Source organism: Aliivibrio fischeri (genome assembly GCF_009727955.1).
Lineage (GTDB): Bacteria > Pseudomonadota > Gammaproteobacteria > Enterobacterales > Vibrionaceae > Aliivibrio > Aliivibrio fischeri_A.
This window is the reverse complement of the sequence record NZ_WOBR01000004.1, coordinates 300,400-320,895: the sequence shown is the minus strand read 5'-3', so window position 1 is coordinate 320,895 and position 20,496 is coordinate 300,400. Positions and strand designations below refer to the sequence as shown.

General features: G+C 36.6%; 17 protein-coding genes. 5 read left to right on the top strand and 12 right to left on the bottom strand.

The genetic code is table 11. From position 1 onward, the window contains the following. Positions 1–16: 16 nt before the first annotated feature. The 3 genes from nrfD to nrfB are packed head-to-tail and all read right to left on the bottom strand — an operon-like array spanning position 17 to position 2,256. Positions 17–973, bottom strand: a complete 957-nt coding sequence (gene nrfD, locus GNP81_RS04960; protein WP_155674563.1) for a cytochrome c nitrite reductase subunit NrfD — start codon at positions 971–973, stop codon at positions 17–19. A 1-nt stretch (position 974) separates the two neighbouring features. Beyond that, positions 975–1,661 (bottom strand): cytochrome c nitrite reductase Fe-S protein, encoded by a 687-nt coding sequence (gene nrfC, locus GNP81_RS04955; RefSeq protein ID WP_155674564.1) that lies wholly within the window; start codon positions 1,659–1,661, stop codon positions 975–977. Position 1,662: 1 nt separating this feature from the next. Next, positions 1,663–2,256: a cytochrome c nitrite reductase pentaheme subunit gene (nrfB, locus tag GNP81_RS04950; RefSeq protein ID WP_072054661.1), complete on the bottom strand. Its 594-nt coding sequence runs from the start codon at positions 2,254–2,256 to the stop codon at positions 1,663–1,665. Between the two features lie 468 nt (positions 2,257–2,724). Between nrfB and nrfA the strand changes: the two genes are divergently transcribed. Next, positions 2,725–4,161 (top strand): ammonia-forming nitrite reductase cytochrome c552 subunit, encoded by a 1,437-nt coding sequence (gene nrfA, locus GNP81_RS04945; protein WP_336495411.1) that lies wholly within the window; start codon positions 2,725–2,727, stop codon positions 4,159–4,161. 90 nt (positions 4,162–4,251) lie between these two features. Here nrfA and GNP81_RS04940 read toward each other — a convergent pair whose 3' ends face one another. The 3 genes from GNP81_RS04940 to GNP81_RS04925 all read right to left on the bottom strand — a co-directional run bounded on the left by GNP81_RS04940 (position 4,252) and on the right by GNP81_RS04925 (position 8,261). Beyond that, entirely contained in the window at positions 4,252–4,899 is a 648-nt protein-coding gene (locus GNP81_RS04940) for a TPR domain-containing protein (protein WP_155672194.1), read from the bottom strand. A gap of 150 nt (positions 4,900–5,049) precedes the next feature. Further along, the gene (locus GNP81_RS04930; RefSeq protein ID WP_155672193.1) at positions 5,050–5,823 is read right to left on the bottom strand and encodes a phospholipase A; all 774 of its coding nucleotides are present in this window, start codon (positions 5,821–5,823) and stop codon (positions 5,050–5,052) included. 95 nt (positions 5,824–5,918) lie between these two features. Next, complete coding sequence (locus tag GNP81_RS04925; protein ID WP_155674565.1) at positions 5,919–8,261, bottom strand: helicase-related protein; 2,343 nt, start codon at positions 8,259–8,261, stop codon at positions 5,919–5,921. A gap of 154 nt (positions 8,262–8,415) precedes the next feature. Here GNP81_RS04925 and GNP81_RS04920 point away from each other — a divergent pair, with 154 nt between their 5' ends. The 3 genes from GNP81_RS04920 (at position 8,416) to GNP81_RS04910 (ending at position 11,251) form a co-directional block, all read left to right on the top strand. After that, positions 8,416–10,104 carry an NAD-dependent malic enzyme gene (locus GNP81_RS04920; protein WP_155672191.1) on the top strand — a complete coding sequence of 563 codons (1,689 nt, stop codon included), beginning with the start codon at positions 8,416–8,418 and terminating at the stop codon, positions 10,102–10,104. Positions 10,105–10,214: 110 nt separating this feature from the next. Continuing rightward, complete coding sequence (locus GNP81_RS04915; RefSeq protein WP_065622443.1) at positions 10,215–10,547, top strand: DUF3392 domain-containing protein; 333 nt, start codon at positions 10,215–10,217, stop codon at positions 10,545–10,547. A 26-nt stretch (positions 10,548–10,573) separates the two neighbouring features. Next, the gene (locus tag GNP81_RS04910; RefSeq protein WP_155672190.1) at positions 10,574–11,251 is read left to right on the top strand and encodes a SanA/YdcF family protein; all 678 of its coding nucleotides are present in this window, start codon (positions 10,574–10,576) and stop codon (positions 11,249–11,251) included. Positions 11,252–11,306: 55 nt separating this feature from the next. On the opposite strand, the gene GNP81_RS04905 is transcribed toward GNP81_RS04910, so the two are convergent. After that, a complete protein-coding gene (locus tag GNP81_RS04905) occupies positions 11,307–12,638 on the bottom strand; it encodes a GGDEF domain-containing protein (protein WP_155672189.1) in 1,332 nt (443 codons plus the stop codon). A 301-nt stretch (positions 12,639–12,939) separates the two neighbouring features. Then, complete coding sequence (locus GNP81_RS04900) at positions 12,940–14,220, bottom strand: MipA/OmpV family protein (RefSeq protein ID WP_196587429.1); 1,281 nt, start codon at positions 14,218–14,220, stop codon at positions 12,940–12,942. Positions 14,221–14,419: 199 nt separating this feature from the next. Between GNP81_RS04900 and GNP81_RS04895 the strand changes: the two genes are divergently transcribed. After that, positions 14,420–14,788, top strand: a complete 369-nt coding sequence (locus GNP81_RS04895) for a VC1380 family protein (protein ID WP_336495410.1) — start codon at positions 14,420–14,422, stop codon at positions 14,786–14,788. 31 nt (positions 14,789–14,819) lie between these two features. Here the strand turns inward: GNP81_RS04895 and GNP81_RS04890 are convergent, their stop codons facing one another. The 4 genes from GNP81_RS04890 to GNP81_RS04875 form a co-directional block, all read right to left on the bottom strand. Further along, entirely contained in the window at positions 14,820–15,662 is an 843-nt protein-coding gene (locus tag GNP81_RS04890) for an energy-coupling factor transporter transmembrane component T family protein (protein WP_155672187.1), read from the bottom strand. Further along, a complete protein-coding gene (locus GNP81_RS04885) occupies positions 15,652–17,361 on the bottom strand; it encodes an ABC transporter ATP-binding protein (protein WP_155674566.1) in 1,710 nt (569 codons plus the stop codon). Before GNP81_RS04885 ends, GNP81_RS04890 begins: the two co-directional genes overlap by 11 nt. A gap of 3 nt (positions 17,362–17,364) precedes the next feature. Then, on the bottom strand, positions 17,365–17,916 hold the full coding sequence (locus GNP81_RS04880) for an ECF-type riboflavin transporter substrate-binding protein (protein WP_005419808.1): 552 nt from the start codon (positions 17,914–17,916) through the stop codon (positions 17,365–17,367). A 167-nt stretch (positions 17,917–18,083) separates the two neighbouring features. After that, positions 18,084–20,252 carry a hypothetical protein gene (locus GNP81_RS04875; RefSeq protein WP_155674567.1) on the bottom strand — a complete coding sequence of 723 codons (2,169 nt, stop codon included), beginning with the start codon at positions 20,250–20,252 and terminating at the stop codon, positions 18,084–18,086. Positions 20,253–20,496: the final 244 nt, after the last annotated feature.

Genomic DNA, 20,496 nt, shown 5'->3' with positions numbered 1-20,496 from the left:
GCATGGCATTACCACATTATACGACGGTCATTTGTCCTGCATACAACACAAACGTACGAAGCATTAATACACCAATTAAACTTAGTGATGTCACAACAAAAATGAACCCTTTACCGTGAGCCAATTCCTTTGGAGCAAACGCATTCAAAGTTAAAGGGGCAATCATTCCTAAACCAATAACACCAACCCAGAACCATGTTCCCCAGAAACCACCACCGATAGCAGCCCATGTAGCAACTTCGCCCTGCCCTCCACTAAAGATTAAACCTGTAAAAAAGGTAACAAGTACGAATAACTCAAACAATACAACAGGTCGTTCAAAGTTATGGATCCATTTTACCGAATCGCTATGACTTGGTTCTTTAAAGCCTAAAATACCAAACAGTAAACACGCCGCCGCACCAGACGATAAACTTGAGAACAAGAATAAAATTGGCAATACCGGGTTATTTAACATTGGGTAGGTTTGTAATGCGGATAATAAGAAACCAGTATAAGCCGCAAGCATAATAGCCAGCACTGCTAAAAAGATTTCTAATGCATTTTCAAACTGTTCAATCTTAAGCAAAATAGTATCAATAAAACCAAACTTTCCTTTTAGAAAGCTCATGATATCCTTTCTAAACATCACGCCAAGCCAAGCAAATAGCACAGCCATATACACTTGGAATAGAATAACCCCCATGGACATCACGGATGTTGGGTTAAAGAAAATCATAATTTTCCAAAAAGAGAGCGGTTTAGTTAAGTGGAAAATCAAAATAGTTAAGCCCGCAATAATGCCAAATGGCGCTAAAATTGCGGTTGCTTTAATAATGCCGTTATCTGCAGGGTTACCTTCAATCACTTTACGTTTTAAGTAAATAGATATCATAACCGCACCAGCAGACATACCAGCTAAGAAAAGATAGATCGCAATGATCCAATCCCATACTAAAGAGTCGAAATTAAACGCTGCTTCCCATGCACTCATCTTAAATCTCCCCTTTTAAATATGGGATCTTATACAATTTAGGTTTGGTACCTAGATCCACTTTGTCACGGTATACCGGATTCGTATTTAATACGGCATTTATCTCGCTATTTTTGTCATTGAGGTCACCAAAAGTCAGTGCTTTCGTCGGACAAGATTCAACACAAGCTGGTTGCTTACCTTCAGCTAAATTTGTTTCACGACAAAAATCACACTTATCTGCCGATTTAGTCACAGGATTAAAGAAACGAACTTGATATGGACAAGCTGCCAAACAGTAACCACAACCAACACATTTTTCGTTATGAACATCAACAATCCCTGTTGTTTCATCTTTATATGCTGCTCCTGTAGGGCAAACCATCACACAAGGGGCATTTTCACAATGTTGACATGATTTACGAGTAAAACGGTATTCAACATCAGGAAACTCACCTCTAGGCTCACTACGGATAATTTCTAAACGCGTTACTCCTTCAGGAACACTGTTTACTTCTCTACATGCTTCCGTACATGCTGTGCAGCCGATACACGCGTTTTCATCATGAACCATACCATAACGCTTTGAACCATCTTCCATAGAATAGGCTAAGGTTTTTTTACTGTTTATTAATGATGTTGTCGCGACACCTGTTGTGAAAATAACCGCACCTGAACCAGCTAAAAAATTTCGTCTAGAACAACTCATACTATTCTCCTAGCTTATTTTCTTTCTGATTAAAATCAGCATGGCAGTCAACACACATTTTGATCTTCGCTGAATGGTCAAAAGAAAGCACGGCTTCTTTCTCTCCATGAACGATATGACAAGATGAGCAGGTTAAGTTTTTAGCGTGAACGTCGTGTGTCCAACTATCTTCACGTAATCTATCTGGCGTATGACAATCAGTACATTGGCTATTAGCTTGTAAAATTTCATCAAACGAGAGGGTCACTTTTTCCGTGCCGACTTTTGATTGTGCTGCCGAGTATTTAATGACTTGCGGAGCGCCTTCTCGATGATCAGGCCCAATTGATTTATGACACTCTACACAATTCACATCACGTTTAAGAATCGCAAATGAATCTTCCCCGTGTGATCCTTTCAGTGTCTCTTTTTCGTCTTTATGACATTGTGTACACGCATAATCGCGATCTCGAGTTAATGTCACTTCATGTCGATTGGATGAGTTGGCCTCTACTTGGGGCGATTCATCTGCAGCAACATTCAGAGACAAACCATAGAGGCAAAATGCGAAGGTAAGCTTCAACATTGTGGCTATGGCTAATTTGACTTTGCCCATTTTATATCCTTCCCTTTCCATTCTATTTATCAAATTCATAAATAGTTGGATGAGTAATTGTTGTTAAAGAGCTCGTGCTCTTCTTTGGTATCAATTCTCATTGGATAGTTAGCCACAACGCTTAACAAAGACATTTTATAACCAAATGTGTCTAAATAATACAACTTATGAGCCTATTGTTACAATTATCTACTACTTTTGTGATATAGGCCAAGTTGGTATATCTCTCTGTTATTTAAACAAAATAAGAATCATTATTAATAACACCACCCACAAATAACACTAAAGAGGTATACAGCTTTAATAGTGACATTGATCACTTATGTAACTTGATGTAAATCAACTCCTATATTGATGTAAAAATTAATAACCTCTAATTAGTATACAATTAACCTGTTTCCAATTCTGATTGATGGTCGCTTTCACAACGCTTGGCTAATTAATTAAAAGAATATTGGAGATACAATAGTGAAAAAGCAATGGACCCGTCGTTCAGCCGCTGCAATAGCAATGGTGACTACTTTATTATTAAGTAGCCACAGCTTCGCTGCCTCTGAAAATAATGAACGAGTTGACCCTCGTAATGAAGCCTACGCAAAAGATCATGCCGATCAATATGATTCATGGCGATCTACCTCTGATAGTGTGCAAATCGAAGATGCATTAGCTGAAGATCCAAATATGGTGATCTTATGGGCTGGCTACGGTTTTGCAAAAGACTACAACAAAGCTCGTGGACACTTTTATGCTGTCGATGATGTAAGACAAACTCTTCGTACTGGTGGCCCAACCGATGAAAATTCTGGCCCAATGCCAATGGCATGTTGGAGCTGTAAAAGCCCAGATGTTGGTCGAGTTATCGAAGAACAAGGCGAAGATGGTTATTTCTCAGGAAAATGGGCTCGCTTAGGCAGTGAAATCCAAAACCCTATCGGCTGTGCAGATTGCCATGATACTCGTAGCGATGAGTTTAAAAATGGTGGTCCTGCACTCGCCTTAACTAAACCTCACGTTGAACGTGCAATGGATGCCATTGGCAAACCTTTTGGTGACCAATCTCGCCTAGACCAGCAAGCAGCGGTATGTGGTCAATGTCACGTAGAATATTACTTTACAGGTAAAACTAAAGCCGTGAAATTCCCTTGGGATAAAGGCACTACCGTTGACGAAATGGAAGAATATTATGATGAGATCGGCTTTAAAGACTGGACTCACAAAGTATCTAAAGCGCCAATGTTAAAAGCGCAGCACCCTGGTTATGAAACTTGGCGTGATGGCATTCATGGCAAAAACAAAGTGACGTGTGTTGATTGTCATATGCCTAAAGTAACAAAAGAAGATGGCACTGTGTACACTGACCATAAAGTGGGTAATCCATTTGATCGTTTCGAAGATACCTGTGCAAACTGTCACACACAATCTAAAGAAATGCTTCAAAGTGTTGTTGCAACACGTAAAGCTCAAGTTTTAAAAATGAAACTCACAGCAGAGCGTCAAATCGTTGCTGCTCATTTTGAGGCAGGTGCTGCGTGGGATGCAGGTGCAACGGAAAAAGAAATGGCGCCAATCCTACAAGATATTCGTCATGCACAATGGCGATGGGACTATGCGATTGCTTCACATGGTGTTCATATGCACGCGCCAGAAGTGGCTCTAGAAGTGTTAGGTACCGCTGTCGATAAAGCAGCAGACGCTCGAACTAAACTTGTGCGCTTACTTGCGAAAAAAGGCATTACAGAGCCAGTAGCTATTCCTGATATTTCAACGAAAGCTGCAGCACAAAAAGCATTAGGAATGGATATGGAAGCAATGAAAGCTGAGAAGAAACACTTCTTAGAAACCGTTGTTCCGGAGTGGGAAGAACAAGCAAAAGAACGTGAAGCACGAGATTACGATCCAATGTAAGATCAATACTTATTAATATAAACTTAAACAAAAAGCCGACATTTAAGTCGGCTTTTTATATTTCTTATTTATTTGTACAACTGATACCGTTTAATTACGGCGTGCGTGCATCAACTGCTTAGCTTCATTAATTGAGTTAATAATTGTAACTCGATCAACCTCAACTCGCTCCGAATCTAAAATTTTCTGCCACGCATTAATGGCTTTCTGATAACGGAAAGTAACAAAATGATCTGACGCAATTAATGTTAGAGCAGCTTGGTTATATTCATCCAGAGTTAACGCTTTCTTAAGTAACTCTTCAACTTCATCACTCATAATTTGAGAATGTAAATAATACTGTGTCGTCGCTTTTGCTGCATATTGATTTGCTGTTGGCTCTTCTGTTAAACGAATTGCATATCCAAAACAGATATTCGCATTGTTTAATTCACCATTAAGTAGATAACCCTGCCCTATTTCAAACCACAACTCTGCATCGTTTGGGCTCTGTTTCAGTTGATCTTCTAAATAGCGCATCTTATCTTCATAAGAAAGAGGGCCTAATGGCTCTGTAATTAATTCATTCTGTACTGCGTATTTTTCTGGTCTTAATCCTGAAGAAAATACAACAATCACACTGACTACAACAACAAATATCATCCATACAGGATTTAATGAAGCGGCATTTCCACGGCTATAAAACCACCATAATACTGCCCCAATAAGAACAAAACTTAACAACATCGTTATAATCATACTGAGTATCCAAATAAAAAATCGGCCAGATCGTAATTGAAATCATCATTTTTCGCAATGATCGCCATCATAGATGGCCTTTCTCCAAACATAAAAAAAGCTTCTTGATCACAGAAGCTTTAAATTATTTCGCAATAAATAGCATTGGCATTAATTTGGCGGCATTAATTTAATACCAAGACCAATTCGAGTTTGATCATGATTATAATCAATTAAGGTTTCCCCATAACCTTTCCATGCCTGAACGTATAAACCAACAAATTTATTGACGTTTAATGTATAGCCAAGCTCTGCACCGCCTTTATCCGTTTCGAAATTATAATGGAAACGGGTACTAAGTGTTCCAATATCATTGCCAACAGACGCCCAAACATCATAATGACCTAAATAATCTGTAATATCTTCGTTATTCTCTTCATCAGCAATAACATACCAAGTTCTGACGCCATACTGTACAGGACCATCAATTCGCTCTAATGCGCCATAAATGCGATCCCAACTACGAGATAAACTCGCCGTCTGACCATTAGATTCATGCATATAACCAATTTCAGCGTTATTAAAAATCAGCATATTAGATTGATGCATCAAGAAAAATTGTGGCTTATAGTTAGTCTCTCTAAAAGGGGATGAAATATCGCTATTACCCAACTGCCATAATGACTTTTGTGTATAAGCAAACATGATCGAGGAACTTTGACTAACAGGAAACAAAGGTACTGCAAATGAAAATTTAAACTTTACTTCGACATCGTGAAGACCATCAGCATCTTCAAAACCACCATCAATGTAAGTTTGTTTATTCAAATCACTAATATAAGAACCTAAAATATAGCTATCTTCATAGGCGTGTATACGATTTAACTCTTTTGCGAACGATAAAGAGGGTATTACCAATGCAATTAATAGCATCCATTTTTTCATAGTCGACCTTTTGTCATTAACTTGCCTTCTTAATCTTAATGCAAAAACCATACCTAATAATAAAGAGTTTTATCTATACATTCATAATGTTAATGCTATTTGATATCTACTGTTCGACTTGCTTTCTTATATTGTAATCTCCATCCTGACCAACTTGGTAGTTCCCAGCGCTTAACATCACCTTTACGCAGCCCTTTATGATAATGCAGTAAAATACGCTTACTTAGCGGAAAATATTCAACTGACAATACAAGATCTGGTAGCACAACTTTCTGAGGGTAAGAATCTAGAAAGTCTTGAAGCTCCCACTCTGGGATACCATGAAAAACAAAATCCGTTTCATCAAATAATTCCATCTCGTCAACTGAAGTTACTCCAAGACTCTCTAACTGCTCTTTAAACCAAATTTCAAATGAGATCGGTGAGCTTGTTTTATTGTTTAACTGACAATAAAGTTTCCAAGCGGCAATTTCTTTCTCTTTTGTCTCTTTTAATTGAGGCATAAGTAAACCGCTACAGACTTGGTTGAGAATTACTGCAATATTATCGGTATTCTCAGGGGTGACAAATTCCGTTTTCAATTTCCGATTTGCATAAAAGTATTCGCGTATTATTTTAAATTCATCATCCTGATTTACGACCTCGCCTGTTCTACATTCAGCTAATCCAGAATTTAAAACTAGCGATAAATCAATCGGTGCCAGTGCCGTCGCAATAGTTAATGTCTGCTTAGAGCCTCTTCCTGGTAAAGAAAACTGATCAAAAACCAGCGCAGCTTCATACGATGATGGAAAACAGCTATGACGTCCTAGCAAGACTTCTTGTTTACCATTACCAAATGCTTCTTTTCTTTTTTCTCTTCTTACAAAGACAAGTTCAGGTAGCTTTTCTACCAATTGTTGTAAAACTTCATCACGTTTAATACGGCTACTGACCTCTAAATCAGGTAGAGCGAGTTCATGTCTAATTTGCTTTGATAGCTGGCGAGCTTCAAACTGCAGTTCTTTATCAACGACCACTCCATCACAAGAGCAACCACGAATAATAGAAACTAATGTAACTAGATCACAACCTTTAGGATTCCAACGATTAAAATCTTCTAAGGCATCTTGATTTCTAGACATTGAATAAAGTTTGCTTGATACCGATAAAGCTGAAACTAAATCCACAATAGTTTCTTTCTCCGCTCTACCAATAATCACCGAAAGCATATGTGAAAATAACGTATCAATAGGTAGAGGAAAAAGTCGACGACCATAATCGGTTATCTCACCTTGCTCATTCAGCGCTTTCATCGCTTGAAGTTTCAATTCAGCATTACTCAGAGATTTCGTCGGTAATACTTCCAAAAATGGTAAGTTACGCAGAATAGAACCACAGCTTGCTGCCGCCAACATAGGTTCGACTAACTCTTCTCGTTGTAATTCTGGTGGTGTTGTTTTTTCTAATGGCGCAAATTCACCATACATATGAATAGTAATGCCAGATTGTGTTCTCCCTGCACGACCAGAGCGTTGAGAAACACTTGCTTTAGAAATCGCTTGTAATGATAGCGTTGTTCGACCATTTCTTTGATGAGTTCTTCGCTCTAATCCAGAATCAATAACAACCGTAATATTGGGAATAGTCAGAGACGTTTCAGCCACGTTCGTTGAAAATACAAATCGTTGCTGTTCTGATGTACTCAATACTTGTTGCCGAATATCATCACTCACTCCTGCATACAAAGGAAGAATAAGAACATCTTGAAATTTTTTTTGTACAGCTTGAATACATTGCTGAATTTCTTTTTTTCCTGGCAAGAATATTAATATGTCGCCATGCTCATTTTGAGTACTTAAATCCATTAATATATTTAGTATACGTACATCTAAATCCTTATTTGAAGGCATGTCTTGAGAGTGTGCAGAGATATAACGATGAGTTACTGGATACTGACGGCCTTCTGATTTTAATACATCAGCATCAATATATTGAGCTAATGAAGTACTATCCATAGTAGCAGATGTTAAAATAAGGCGGTGTTGTTGATGTATTTTTAATAATGATAGTAATAGATCACTATCCCAGCGACGTTCATGAAACTCATCAATAATAATGAAGCTAAAATCAACTAATCTATCTTCCATGAACCATTTTAATGCGATACCCGGAGTTACAAATACCACTTTACTTTTATCTGTATATTGAGCATCTAGCTTAATAGCATACCCAATATCATCCCCTATAACTTGTTCTCTTTGACCCGATAAGTAATCAGCTAAAGCAGTACAAGCTATACGACGTGGTTCCACAACTAATACTCTCCCATGTTCAGCCACCCACAGAGGTAAGTGAGTGGATTTTCCAGAACCGGTTTCAGATTCAACCACTAAATTTTTATGGTTAACTAAAGATGAAAAGTCATCGTATAAGGCATTAATTGGTAATAAAGACATATAAACCGAAAGATAATAGAATATTTCACTACTTTAGCGGATTTGATTGATAAAAACATGACTCTATTCGCACTTTATTTTCAATCACGCTTTGATATTTGCTTAAAGTAGGCATAGGATCTGTGGTTCATTCTCGATTTGAAGAAGCCTAACGATGAATAACAATAAACGTCCCCTATATATCCCTTATGCAGGTCCTGCACTTCTAAGTACTCCTCTACTCAATAAAGGTAGCGCATTCAGTACTACAGAGCGTAAATATTTTAACTTAGAAGGTTTGCTTCCTGAGGCTATTGAGAGTATTGAAGAACAAACAGGTCGTGCTTATAAGCAATATCAAAGCTTTGAAAATGATATGGATAAGCACATTTACCTGCGCAATATTCAAGATACAAACGAAACACTTTTCTACCGTTTAGTACAAAACCACATTAGTGAAATGATGCCTATCATTTATACACCAACGGTAGGTGCTGCTTGTGAGAACTTCTCAAACATTTACCGTCGTGGTCGTGGTTTGTTTATCTCTTATGAAAACAAAAACCGCATAGATGATTTATTAAATAATGCGGCTAACCAAAACGTAAAAGTAATCGTAGTTACTGATGGTGAACGTATTCTTGGTCTTGGTGACCAGGGGATTGGCGGTATGGGGATTCCTATCGGGAAGCTTGCATTGTATACCGCATGTGGTGGTATTAGCCCTGCTCATACATTACCTATTGTTCTTGATGTTGGTACAAATAACCCGCAACGTCTTGCTGATCCTATGTACATGGGCTGGCGTCATCCTCGTGTTACTGGTGATGAGTACGCGGATTTTGTTGAAGACTTCATTCAAGCAGTTCAACGCCGTTGGCCTGAAGCGCTTGTTCAGTTTGAAGATTTTGCACAAAAAAATGCGATGCCTCTTCTTGAACGCTACAAAAATCGCATTTGTTGTTTTAATGATGATATTCAAGGTACTGCAGCGGTTACTGTTGGTTCATTACTTGCCGCTTGTAAAGCTGCTGGCAGTTCTCTATCAGAACAACGTGTAACATTCCTAGGTGCTGGCTCGGCGGGTTGTGGCATTGCCGAAGCAATCATTGCACAAATGGTTTCTGAAGGCATTTCAGATGCTCAAGCACGCTCGCAAGTATATATGGTTGACCGTTGGGGCTTATTACAAGAAGGCATGCCTAATCTATTAGACTTCCAACAACGTCTTGTACAAAAAACCGAAAATACAAAAGATTGGGTTTCTGAGGAACCTAACTTCTCACTTGTCGATGTTATGCGTAATGCAAAACCAACCGTATTAATTGGTGTATCTGGCGCTCCTGGATTATTCAGTAAAGAAGTGATCCAAGAGATGCATAAACATTGTGAACGTCCGATTGTTTTCCCTCTATCAAATCCAACAAGCCGTGTTGAAGCAACTCCAAACGATATTATTCGTTGGACTAATGGTCAAGCGCTAGTCGCAACGGGAAGTCCGTTTGATCCTGTGTCACACAATGGTCAGACTTATCCAATTGCTCAGTGTAACAATAGCTTTATTTTCCCTGGTATTGGTTTAGGTGTACTTGCAATTAAAGCAACTCGCGTTACCGATGAAATGCTAATGGAATCAAGTCGTGCTCTTGCAGAATGTTCACCGCTTGCAATTAACGGTACTGGCGCATTACTTCCACCACTGGAAGAAATTCACAGCGTATCGAAGCGAATCGCATTTGCTGTAGCTAAAAAAGCCATTGAACAAGGCCACGCACTTGAAATTACAGATGAAGCCCTTCATCAAAAAATTGAAAGCTACTTCTGGAAACCAGTTTACCGCCGTTACAAACGAACAGCATTCTAATAAGTAACTGATTTCACTATAAACCAGAGTAACTATTACTCTGGTTTTTTTTCAACTTTTACTAAGCTTGGCCGATATATTTATTATGAATAAATAATCGTGTATACCTTATGAACCAAATACTTTCTTTTTTTAATACCCTAGGCAGTTACCTTACTCCCTATTTATCTGATGTCTCAGTAGCTATGATTGCTTGTGCTCTCGTGATGCTTGGCGGCGATATTAACCGTGCCCTAAGGGCTTTTTTAGCAGGAAAGCATTTTTTAATTCGTACCTGTGCTTTTATTGGCATTAATGCTTTTGGCTATGGATTATTGATTGTAAAAGCTTCTCCATTTCTCACATCTGCTTTGCGTTCTATACAACCTGCTTTTATGCTTGCTATTGTTTTTTCGACCTTTATTATTATCGGTATATGGGCACAAAAAAATCGTCAAGTATGATCATGATTCATTAAAGTTGAGGGATAATGGTAGTTTTAAAAATAGAGACATTTAAGAAATGGACAAAAATAGTATTGTTAGTGGCTATCGCTGCTACATCGGCTATTTTGGCTCCAGATATCTATATGTCACTATCGACCCAATCGCAACTTTATAAGCAGGTTGAGGCTCTACCAGAGCAAGAAACGGCTCTGGTTCTTGGTACAAGTAAGTACATTCGTCGTACGCTAAACCCTTATTATCAATACCGTATAGACGCTGCAATCGAGTTATTCAAACAGAATAAAGTATCGCATTTTTTACTCAGTGGCGATAATGCCCATCGTTCATACAATGAACCGTGGACAATGAAACGTGACCTATTAAAAGCTGGAATACCAGAAGATAGAATAACATTAGACTATGCAGGGTTTCGTACTCTAGATTCAGTTCAGCGAGCAAAAGAAATTTTTGATGCAAACAGCTTAACGATAGTTTCACAACAATTTCACTGCCAACGAGCTGTTTTCATTGCGAATCATTTTGACATGGACACTGTTTGCTTAGTGGTTCCATCCCCTTCTGGGTGGGCGAATACAAAAATTAGATTTAGAGAAGTATTAGCAAGAACCAAAGCCGTACTAGATTTGTATATTTTTAATGTACAACCCAAATTCCTTGGACCTAAAGAACCAATTGACCACAGATCCCTTCCTAAAGAATAATTATCCCGAAACCATTAGATATAAAAAAACCCTAGACTTAAGCTAGGGTTTAAACTTAATTCATATAATGTATATTTGAACTTGAGTTAACAATATTAGAACTGGTTTTTACATTATTTCGCCCTGCATTTTTTGCTTTAAATAAAGCATCATCAGCTCGAGCTATCACTTCAGTTATCCGTTCATCCTTCATCTCAGCAACACCAAGACTGCATGTTAAGCGTTCATTGTGACACCATAAATGATGCTCTACAGTACGACGTATATGCTCCGCTTTATCTTCTGCCTGTTGAAGATCATTATTTGGAGAAAATACGATAAACTCTTCCCCTCCCCAGCGAACCAAAAAATCAGTACTTTTAATTGCTCCAGTAATCACTAGAACAAACTCTCGTAAAATATCATCACCTGTTTGGTGCCCTAAATCATCATTCACTTTTTTAAAGAAATCAATATCAATATAAATTACAGAAAAAGTCTGTTTACCCCAGCGAACTTGCTGTGACATACGTTCTAACCAATCACGAACCGCATTACGGTTACGAGCACCAGTTAAAGAATCTCGATGTGCTAATTCTGCAAACTCTACATTTTTCTCTTTTAATGTATCATTCAGTTTACGTAAACGGCTTTCACGATAAGTACTGGCTTTTAATCGTTTATTCAATGCACGCTGTTCATATAAAACATAAGCAATAATGACAACAAGCCATGCCCCTAGAATCGTTTTTAATAAGGTTGTTTCTTTAATCCAAACACCTCGTAATTCAATACTGTTTATCGTCATTTCGAAATGACCTTCATTTACGCCTGAAGCTGTTGCTATTTCAATGATTGATACATTCGAAAATTCAGGAGAAGCATGTTCTACTGCAACTTTATAATCTGCAATCCACCAAGTTAGCACTTGGAAATCTGATAAACTGATTTCTTTAGGACCGGTATTAAAACCTGGTTCATACTCAATACCATTAAATTTCAGTGATGCGGCATCATTACGTTTAGTGTATGCCGGATTACTATTACGTAAATAAACACGCAAACGTCCATTCGGATCCGAGTTTTTATAATCAATATCTAAAACAAGCTTTGAATAATCGGAAAGATCAATACCCTCAAATATACTGTCAGATAAATGAATTGCAGCTTCGCAGTATGGCCAAGCATAATTACCTTGTTTAAGATCGCACTTAATCGTCGGCTTATTATTAGTTTGAACTAAAATGGAATCACTAATACCACCAACTTTGCGATCATCTGTTGCAAAATATTGATATTTCTCGGGGCTGATGACTAATGTTTTCGAGTCACCATCAAAGTGATACCAAACAAGAATGCCAATCGACAGTATTAACATCACCACTGCAATTTTTTGAAAAATTCTCATAGTAATCCTTTACCCAAACTCTTAATTATTTTGATCTTCATTCCAAAAAAAATAATACCCCACTTATTTTTCATCGCAAAGAAATAAAAATACTATATATCGCAAAAAGAAGAACTTACATTCTATTTTATGATACAGCTCAAAAAACAATAAGCACGTTCATACAGCAAAGATAACCCATTGATTTAAATGTCATTAAACTGTCTTATCGTCATATTTCCGTCACAACTTCTAAAACATGCTATCAATAAAAAAGCGCCTATTTAGGCGCTTATCTTAAAGAGGAGGATAAAAATTAAAGTTATAAATCAAATTGTAAGTAAACTGAATTGTAATTACTTCCACCTTTAATTCTTCCATATTGTGAAGAATTTTCAAAAATAGCAGAACGATGATGAATACTATATCCTAACCAAACACTATCCCATTCTCTTTTATTAAAAAGATCGCCCAAATTAATATCAAAAGAAAAATCTAAATAATTTAATAATTTACTTTCTCTATATCCTTTTCGATCCATCTCTGTTTGTTCTATATATGATACGTGATTGATGTATGATAGCCCCTCAGCTACACCAAAGCGCCATTTTGTTGGCCAAGGAATAGTCGCATAAGCCTTTATGGCAACAACAAATTCTGAACTAAGATTCTGAACATCTGATTCCCAATGCTGGACATAACCAGGAGTTAAATATAAGTCAAGAGGAAGTGAAAACAGTTCATCAGTCAAAGGTAAACCATAAAATACTGACGTCATTTGGTTATTATGCGGATCTTTTTCGGAATCTAAACGAATAATATCACCAATATTAGATGGTGTTGCCCAGCCGTGCGCTACTCTCAAGTAGGGTTTATTTCCAATATTTTTTCTTGTCGGATGTGTGTTGTCAGCAAAAAAACCAACCCCTAAAAAATATTCATATTCCCAACGATTATCAATATATTGACTATCGTATGCATTATCATCTAACCGAGAAACATAAGTTCCACCAAGAAGGTAAAGATTTGAAATAACATGGTAGCGAGACATAAAACCCGCTTTAAAATCAATACCCGAACCGATGCTTTGGTTAGAGTCATCACTCAGGCCGTAATAGTAATTATTAAACTCAGCTTCTTTAAATCGAGTTTCGATTGTTGGATTAAACCACCAATCACCAGAACTAATCTCAGCTCCTAACTTAAAATTTAAATAGGAACGAAACTCAGGATCTACCATCACTTCTGAATCAAAAAACCACTCATCGTTTATTTGATAACGCGCTTGAAGGCCAGTATCAACAACATCTCCACCCGCTTTATTCTGCACTTCTTTTGGTAAATCAAAATAACGCAGCCTCATTAAAGCACTAAATTGCCAATCGCTCGCTTCATAAATATAGACCCCACCTTCCATGCCGTTTATAAACACGTATTCATTTTCAAAAAACATCATTGGAATGAAGGTTGAAACCGTTTCTGATTCAGCTTCATAAGGAATGCTTGCTGTTCTGATTACCCCGGCAATACCCCAGTTTTTTTCAGTTTCTAATGATTCTTCATTTGTATTTTTAGTTTCTTCTGCAAAAGAGAAAAAACTCATAAATAAAAATGAAAATATCCAGTTCAATGATTTTTTTTGAAAATAAAAAAGATTCGACAAAATAGCTCTCTAAATGAATGAATTTTGATATATGTGATGAACAGATAAGCAATTGAAGTAAAAAACAATTCAATCAACTTTATAATTTGAGTATAGTGTCGTTATTAAAAAATATAAATCATCGCCTTGAGAAATTAACGTGAAAATTTCAGAATTGATTCAAAATTTACAAAGCATTCAAAAAGAACATGGCAATGATATTGAAGTCGTTACAGGTGAAGAGTGGTTCCCAGAACAACTGTTAACATCTTCAGTTAATCATAATATGGCTTTTTTAAAGTTTGATCGCTTACCTTGCGATATTCCAGCAGAGATAGACGCCCGCGGTTTTCTAGAGCACGAAGAGATTTTAATAAAACAATTAGTAAACAATGTAATTTTTAGCGAACTAGAACCAGAAATGATGGTAGATAAACTAACCGACATGCTCGTATTTAGTCATGAAAATATTAGTTGCGATGTTGTCGAACATTTTAGTCAATTAGAAAATAAAAAAATAGGCGTATAACACGCCTATTTTTTTGTCTTAATTAATAATATTAAGATAAAGGATACCAAAACAACGATGTATCCATTATTTTTTTAGTAATGGCTAAAGAAACAACCAAAAATAAACTAAGCATTATTAATTTATCTGTTTTAGTAATACTTTTTTCGCTAAACCAAGTTCTGCTTTTTCCTCGACCAAAACCGCGTAATACCATTGCATTAGATATTTCATCAGCTCGATCTAAGCTTGAGAATATCAATGGACCTAAGATTTTCGCCAAGTTACTAATTCGAGTAAATACAGAAACATTTTTTGATAAATCGACACCTCGAGCTTGCTGTGCATGCATAATATTAACAAAGTCGCTTTTCACTTCCGGTAAATAACGAAGTGTTAAACTCACGGCATAGGCAATCTTATAAGGTAATCCGATTCGATTTAGACTTGCAGCAAACTCTGTTGGGTGCGTTGTAAAAACAAACACTAATGCAATTGGAAACATACTAAAATATTTTAGTGTTACCGTTACCAAATAAAAAAGCGTCTCTTGTGTAACTACATAATGACCAAAAATAGGAAACAATTCTGTCGTTGTGCCTATCAATTCATTCCCTTGATTTGGAGCAAGTAAGAACATAAAAACAGCATTCATACTTAAAACCGATAATGTACCAATAAGTAACGGTTTATAAGCAGTGTATGGTACTTTTGTTTCTTTTAATAAAAACAAACCAAATAAAATTAATGGAATAATAATTCGTAAATCAAACGTTGTTAGTACTACTGTTATCCAAGAGATAAAAAGAAGAAACTTAGTTACGCCATTTAAACGATGTAACCATGTATCAATATCTACATAGTTAATTCCAAAGCTTTGCTTCTTAGTGGACATTTTTCGTACTCTCACACTCTTCAGTAATAAACTGCGTTATAAACCCATTAATATTTTCAATATCCACTTTCTGAGCTAACTCAAATAAGCTTGTTACTGTTAAATTTGCTCTACTTAGCAACTCTGGTTGACTAAATACCTGCGTAACAGGCTCATCAGCAATACAGTGACTATCAGCAATAACAATCGCTCTTGTTGTATGTTCAAGAACCAAATGCATATCGTGTGAAATAATAATAACGGTTAATCCAAGATCTCTATTTAACTGATTAATAAAACCAAGCATGGACGTATAATTACGATAATCTTGTCCAGCGGTCGGCTCATCAAGGATTAATAACTCTGGCTCTAATACCAAAATTGAGGCGATTGTGACTCGTTTTTTCTGACCATAGCTTAAAGCATCAATTGGCCAATGACGAAAACGGCTTAAACCACACAGCTCTAAGGCATTAAGTACTTTTTTCTCAATATCACTTTCAGATAATCCACTATTAACTAAGCCGAAAGCAACTTCATCATAGATCATATGATGTGAGATCATGTGATTCGGATTTTGTAGTACAACGCCAACTTTCTGAGAACGCTCATAAATGGACAATTCAGATAAATCAGCTCCGTTTAAAAAAATACTACCTTGATCTGGTTGCAAAACTCCCATGATCAGTTTAGTAATTGTTGATTTACCCGAACCATTTTTACCAAGAATAGAAACGAATTCGCCTTTATTGACAGTAAAGCTAACATTTTCGAGTGCATTCACTTCACCATCATAAGAATAGGTCAGATCCTTAATCGTTAATAGCGTTTGAGTTGTATCCACTATCGCTTCATTAAATGATTTCCCTTTAAACCAGCTAGTCACTTCTTTATGAAATTGACACTGGTTTAATTCGCCTAATGGCGTAATCGGCTCTAAAGCACCCAAATCAACGTTTGTTCGTTTTAATAATGAGATGTATAGAGGCTCACGGATACCATGCATCTCTAATAGTGAAGATTTTAATAAAGCATCAGGCGTCATATCGGCAATGATTTCACCTTGATCCATTAAAATAATACGGTCAACAGATCTGTGCAGAACATCTTCTAATCGATGCTCAATAATAACAACAGTCTTACTACTATTTTTATGCAGATCGTCAATAATCTCTATTGTAGCTTTACCCGTTTTAGGGTCTAAACTCGCTAAAGGTTCATCAAACAGTAAAAGATCAACATCATCGACAAGAATACCACCTAGCGATACTCGTTGTTTTTGGCCACCACTAAGATCGTAAGGAGATTTTTTCAATAATGATTCTAAATCAACCATCTTCGCGGTATCACGAACTATCGGATACATTTTTACTCTTGAAATCATCTGATTTTCAAGTGCAAAAGCAATATCTTCACCCACAGTTAACCCTACAAACTGACTGTCTGTATCTTGTAAAACTGTACCTACGTTCTCTGTATACTGTTCAATCTTCCATTCAGATACATTCGTATCATTAATCGTCAATTGACCTTGTGATTCACCTTTAATGGTATGCGGAATTAAGCCATTTAGACATTGACCTAATGTTGATTTGCCGCTTCCACTTGGTCCTATAATTAGGATCTTTTCACCTTGCTCTATCCTTAGATTAATATTTTTCAGCGTCGGTTTATCCTGTGACGCATATCGAAAAGAGAAATTAGAAAAGGTTACGCTCATTAATTATGGCGCCTCTGTTAAATTAGTACTTTGTTTTTTACGCTTTGCTAAATTGTTTAAAATAAAATAGCCAACAATTGCGATTAAGAACGTATTACCCGCTGCGATAATACACAGTTGCATAAATACCTTAGTAAATGGTTCTGCGTATAAAATAGTATCTAAAAATGCAGAAGTACCATAACCAAACACATTGCCGAAAAAAGCTAATACAACGAAAATTAAGAAGTCTTTCTTATCAAATAAACCCGATTCAATTCGATTCTTGGTAATGATCGGAAATAAGCCAATAATCATACCAACAATACCTGAGCCTAATACCCATGTAAGCCAAACACCCCAACCTGCAAATAGGTCAGTCACCCAGTGACCGATAAAACCAACCAGAAAGCCTACAATTGGGCCATATAGCACAGAGAATAGCGCAAGCACAGCCATAGCGGGTTTTAATGTTGTATTTGCAAATACTGGAATACCAAACATAGGTAAACCACCAATACCATAAAGCGCAGCGCCTATAGCAATAACAACAACAGTTTTAGCAGAAAGGTTCATAATGTTCGCCTTGAAGCAAAAATGAGATTACGGGAAAGAAAGGCGCGCATTATACAGTAACTCACTCGGTTTGGAAATGTTTACATCTAGACGGCTATATGTTTTTATATAAAAAAGCTCACTGTTATTGTGAGCTTTAATCAAGGTAATTATCTTATCGTTATTAACTAACGCTCATATACATACATCTTATAAACTTCTGTACTTACATTAGATGAAAAAACAAAGACATAACGGTTATCTTCTGAGAATTTTATCTCCTTAACAAACTCAGCCTCTTCATTAACTAAAAGCGGTAAACCGACCGACAAAAACGCCCCTTCATTAGACTGTATGTTATATATCTGTATTTGTTTCTCACTAAAATCATAGTGCGCAGCATACGAACCATCAATAGAAACAAATGTTCGATCCCACGTGTCATCATTGGCGCCTACATGACCGATCAGAATTGCGCTGCCATTGTAGATAGCATTTTTATATGACATACGCTCTCCATTTGCACTGACCGAAAATGAATCAACGTAAAAATCATAACTATCATCGGTATTAAGCTGGTTAAACTGATTACTTCGTACATCATAGATGTAAGCATTTCTTGGAGAAGATATACCTGTTGAATCCGTCCATATTAAGTGCGTTCCATTCTTACTCAATATAGCATTAGCTGAATAAACACTTGGATAATTGACTGTCGCTAGTTCCCAATCAGGATAAGTATAAACACTGACTGACTGGTTTGTATCTGCTACGATGGTTTCTCCAGTATAATATTGACCGATAAAACCAAACTCCATGTAACCACAATGTGTGACACTTGGTGCATCCACAGTCACTTTTGTATCCAAATCAATTTTCGTCATAGAGCATGAAGCACTGGATGTTAATAGCTGTGTACCATTATCAATAATCGCTAATCCTTTAGGACTTTCCCCTACAATTTGCTCTACTATCCATTGCTCATTATCATGAGAAATTTCATATAATAAATTGGTCCAATTCGAGAAAGTCCTAAAATAAAAACGTTCTCTCTCTGAGTCATAAATCACTTTCGATGCTGGTTTCTCGGGTAAATCAACGGACATAACAGGAAATACAGGAGCATGGCGAACAACAACTCTTGCTTCTCCTCGTAAATAGTCCAAGCGATTTTCAATAGTAAAGTTAATTTCTTGCTCTGTTGTATTGGCTTTGATATTAAGCTCAACTTCATTATCACTAATATAATTGACTGATTGAATAATTGGAGTAAATGCTTTGAAGTCCTCCTCTGTTAATGACATCAAATTATTACCCCATACCCTTGCGGTAACTTCATTTGATGTATAAAAAACATACGGGGAGATCTGTTGAATATCAGTAAAATCTATCTCTACATCAAACTCAATTTTACGTGTTTTTGGTAGCAGTAGTTCACCATATTGGTATTCAAACTCAATCCACTGTTGATATATACCGTTATTTTGAGATAAAAGATCCAATTCGAGGCTAATATCGACACTATTTGAATTCTGAGTAACAGAGAGCATAGGGCTTGAACTAAGAACATTCCATGTTACCCCCTCACTTGTAGCTGTAACAGGTATAGTCATATCTAGTTCAGATGCTACCGTTTCGTTATTTATCGTTAATTTATTTACATTGCCAAGATTAAATTCAGGCTCTGTTACGATATAAACAATCTTCACTTTTCTAAAGCGATAATTTTGATCTAAAAACTCAATATATCCAATATGCTCTCCAACACTCAGATCTGTTTTAATGATTTTAGCTTTGTATTGATTATTAACAACTTCAACATCTAACCAATCCCAATCGCTATATGCATCATACGTGATATAGGTACTATTCCCTTCAACTGGCCCCGAATCTAAAACAGAAATCATACTTTCTAAAGATACATTTTGCTTTCCAGCAACAACTGTAAATACAAGCGGCTCTTTTATTGTTAATTCAATAGGAACATCTTTATATGCTACGCTACCGTTGTTATACGCTGTCACAAATCGTAATACTGAGTTATAAACTCCTGTATCAATGTTTCCATGTAAATAAACTCGAAAGACAGCTTGTTTTGAGCTTATACTCTGCTCATCTACACCTAGCCAAATAGGGACTTCATTTACTCCCTTCGGCATTCCGACCAATACGCCTTCACCTTGATAATTTACGGTCACATCTACTTCATAAGTATCATTTTGATATACAGACGCTGTAATTTGACTGACATTTAATGTTATAGAAGCAGTTCCCCCTCCTCCATCGTCATCACTACCACCACATCCAACTAAAAATAAACTTAGTAAAGTAAATACGAATTTCTGTAGGTGTCTCATTTTATTCCCTTAAATTGATAACCAATAATTGGTAATTTTATCGTTTATCTAACAACGTACCTGCATTGTTTTTATACAATAAAATAACTTTAGGGCTGAGATAACATGATGCTAACTAACAACTTTATAAGTTGCACGTAAAGTGTCGATTAGAATCAGCTTAAAACAAAAATAGATAACAATTAAATCGAATAGTAAATGGATATGAAGATAGCGATGTGGATTATTGTGGGTTTATGATTTT

Bases quoted from the DNA above. Each gene is read 5' to 3' on its own strand.
- nrfD (WP_155674563.1), bottom strand. From the start codon at position 973: ATGAGTGCATGGGAAGCAGCGTTTAATTTCGACTCTTTAGTATGGGAT.
- nrfC (WP_155674564.1), bottom strand. From the start codon at position 1,661: ATGAGTTGTTCTAGACGAAATTTTTTAGCTGGTTCAGGTGCGGTTATT.
- nrfB (WP_072054661.1), bottom strand. From the start codon at position 2,256: ATGGGCAAAGTCAAATTAGCCATAGCCACAATGTTGAAGCTTACCTTC.
- GNP81_RS04940 (WP_155672194.1), bottom strand. From the start codon at position 4,899: ATGATTATAACGATGTTGTTAAGTTTTGTTCTTATTGGGGCAGTATTA.
- GNP81_RS04930 (WP_155672193.1), bottom strand. From the start codon at position 5,823: ATGAAAAAATGGATGCTATTAATTGCATTGGTAATACCCTCTTTATCG.
- GNP81_RS04925 (WP_155674565.1), bottom strand. From the start codon at position 8,261: ATGTCTTTATTACCAATTAATGCCTTATACGATGACTTTTCATCTTTA.
- GNP81_RS04920 (WP_155672191.1), top strand. From the start codon at position 8,416: ATGAATAACAATAAACGTCCCCTATATATCCCTTATGCAGGTCCTGCA.
- GNP81_RS04915 (WP_065622443.1), top strand. From the start codon at position 10,215: ATGAACCAAATACTTTCTTTTTTTAATACCCTAGGCAGTTACCTTACT.
- GNP81_RS04910 (WP_155672190.1), top strand. From the start codon at position 10,574: ATGGTAGTTTTAAAAATAGAGACATTTAAGAAATGGACAAAAATAGTA.
- GNP81_RS04905 (WP_155672189.1), bottom strand. From the start codon at position 12,638: ATGAGAATTTTTCAAAAAATTGCAGTGGTGATGTTAATACTGTCGATT.
- GNP81_RS04900 (WP_196587429.1), bottom strand. From the start codon at position 14,220: ATGAGTTTTTTCTCTTTTGCAGAAGAAACTAAAAATACAAATGAAGAA.
- GNP81_RS04890 (WP_155672187.1), bottom strand. From the start codon at position 15,662: ATGTCCACTAAGAAGCAAAGCTTTGGAATTAACTATGTAGATATTGAT.
- GNP81_RS04885 (WP_155674566.1), bottom strand. From the start codon at position 17,361: ATGAGCGTAACCTTTTCTAATTTCTCTTTTCGATATGCGTCACAGGAT.
- GNP81_RS04880 (WP_005419808.1), bottom strand. From the start codon at position 17,916: ATGAACCTTTCTGCTAAAACTGTTGTTGTTATTGCTATAGGCGCTGCG.
- GNP81_RS04875 (WP_155674567.1), bottom strand. From the start codon at position 20,252: ATGAGACACCTACAGAAATTCGTATTTACTTTACTAAGTTTATTTTTA.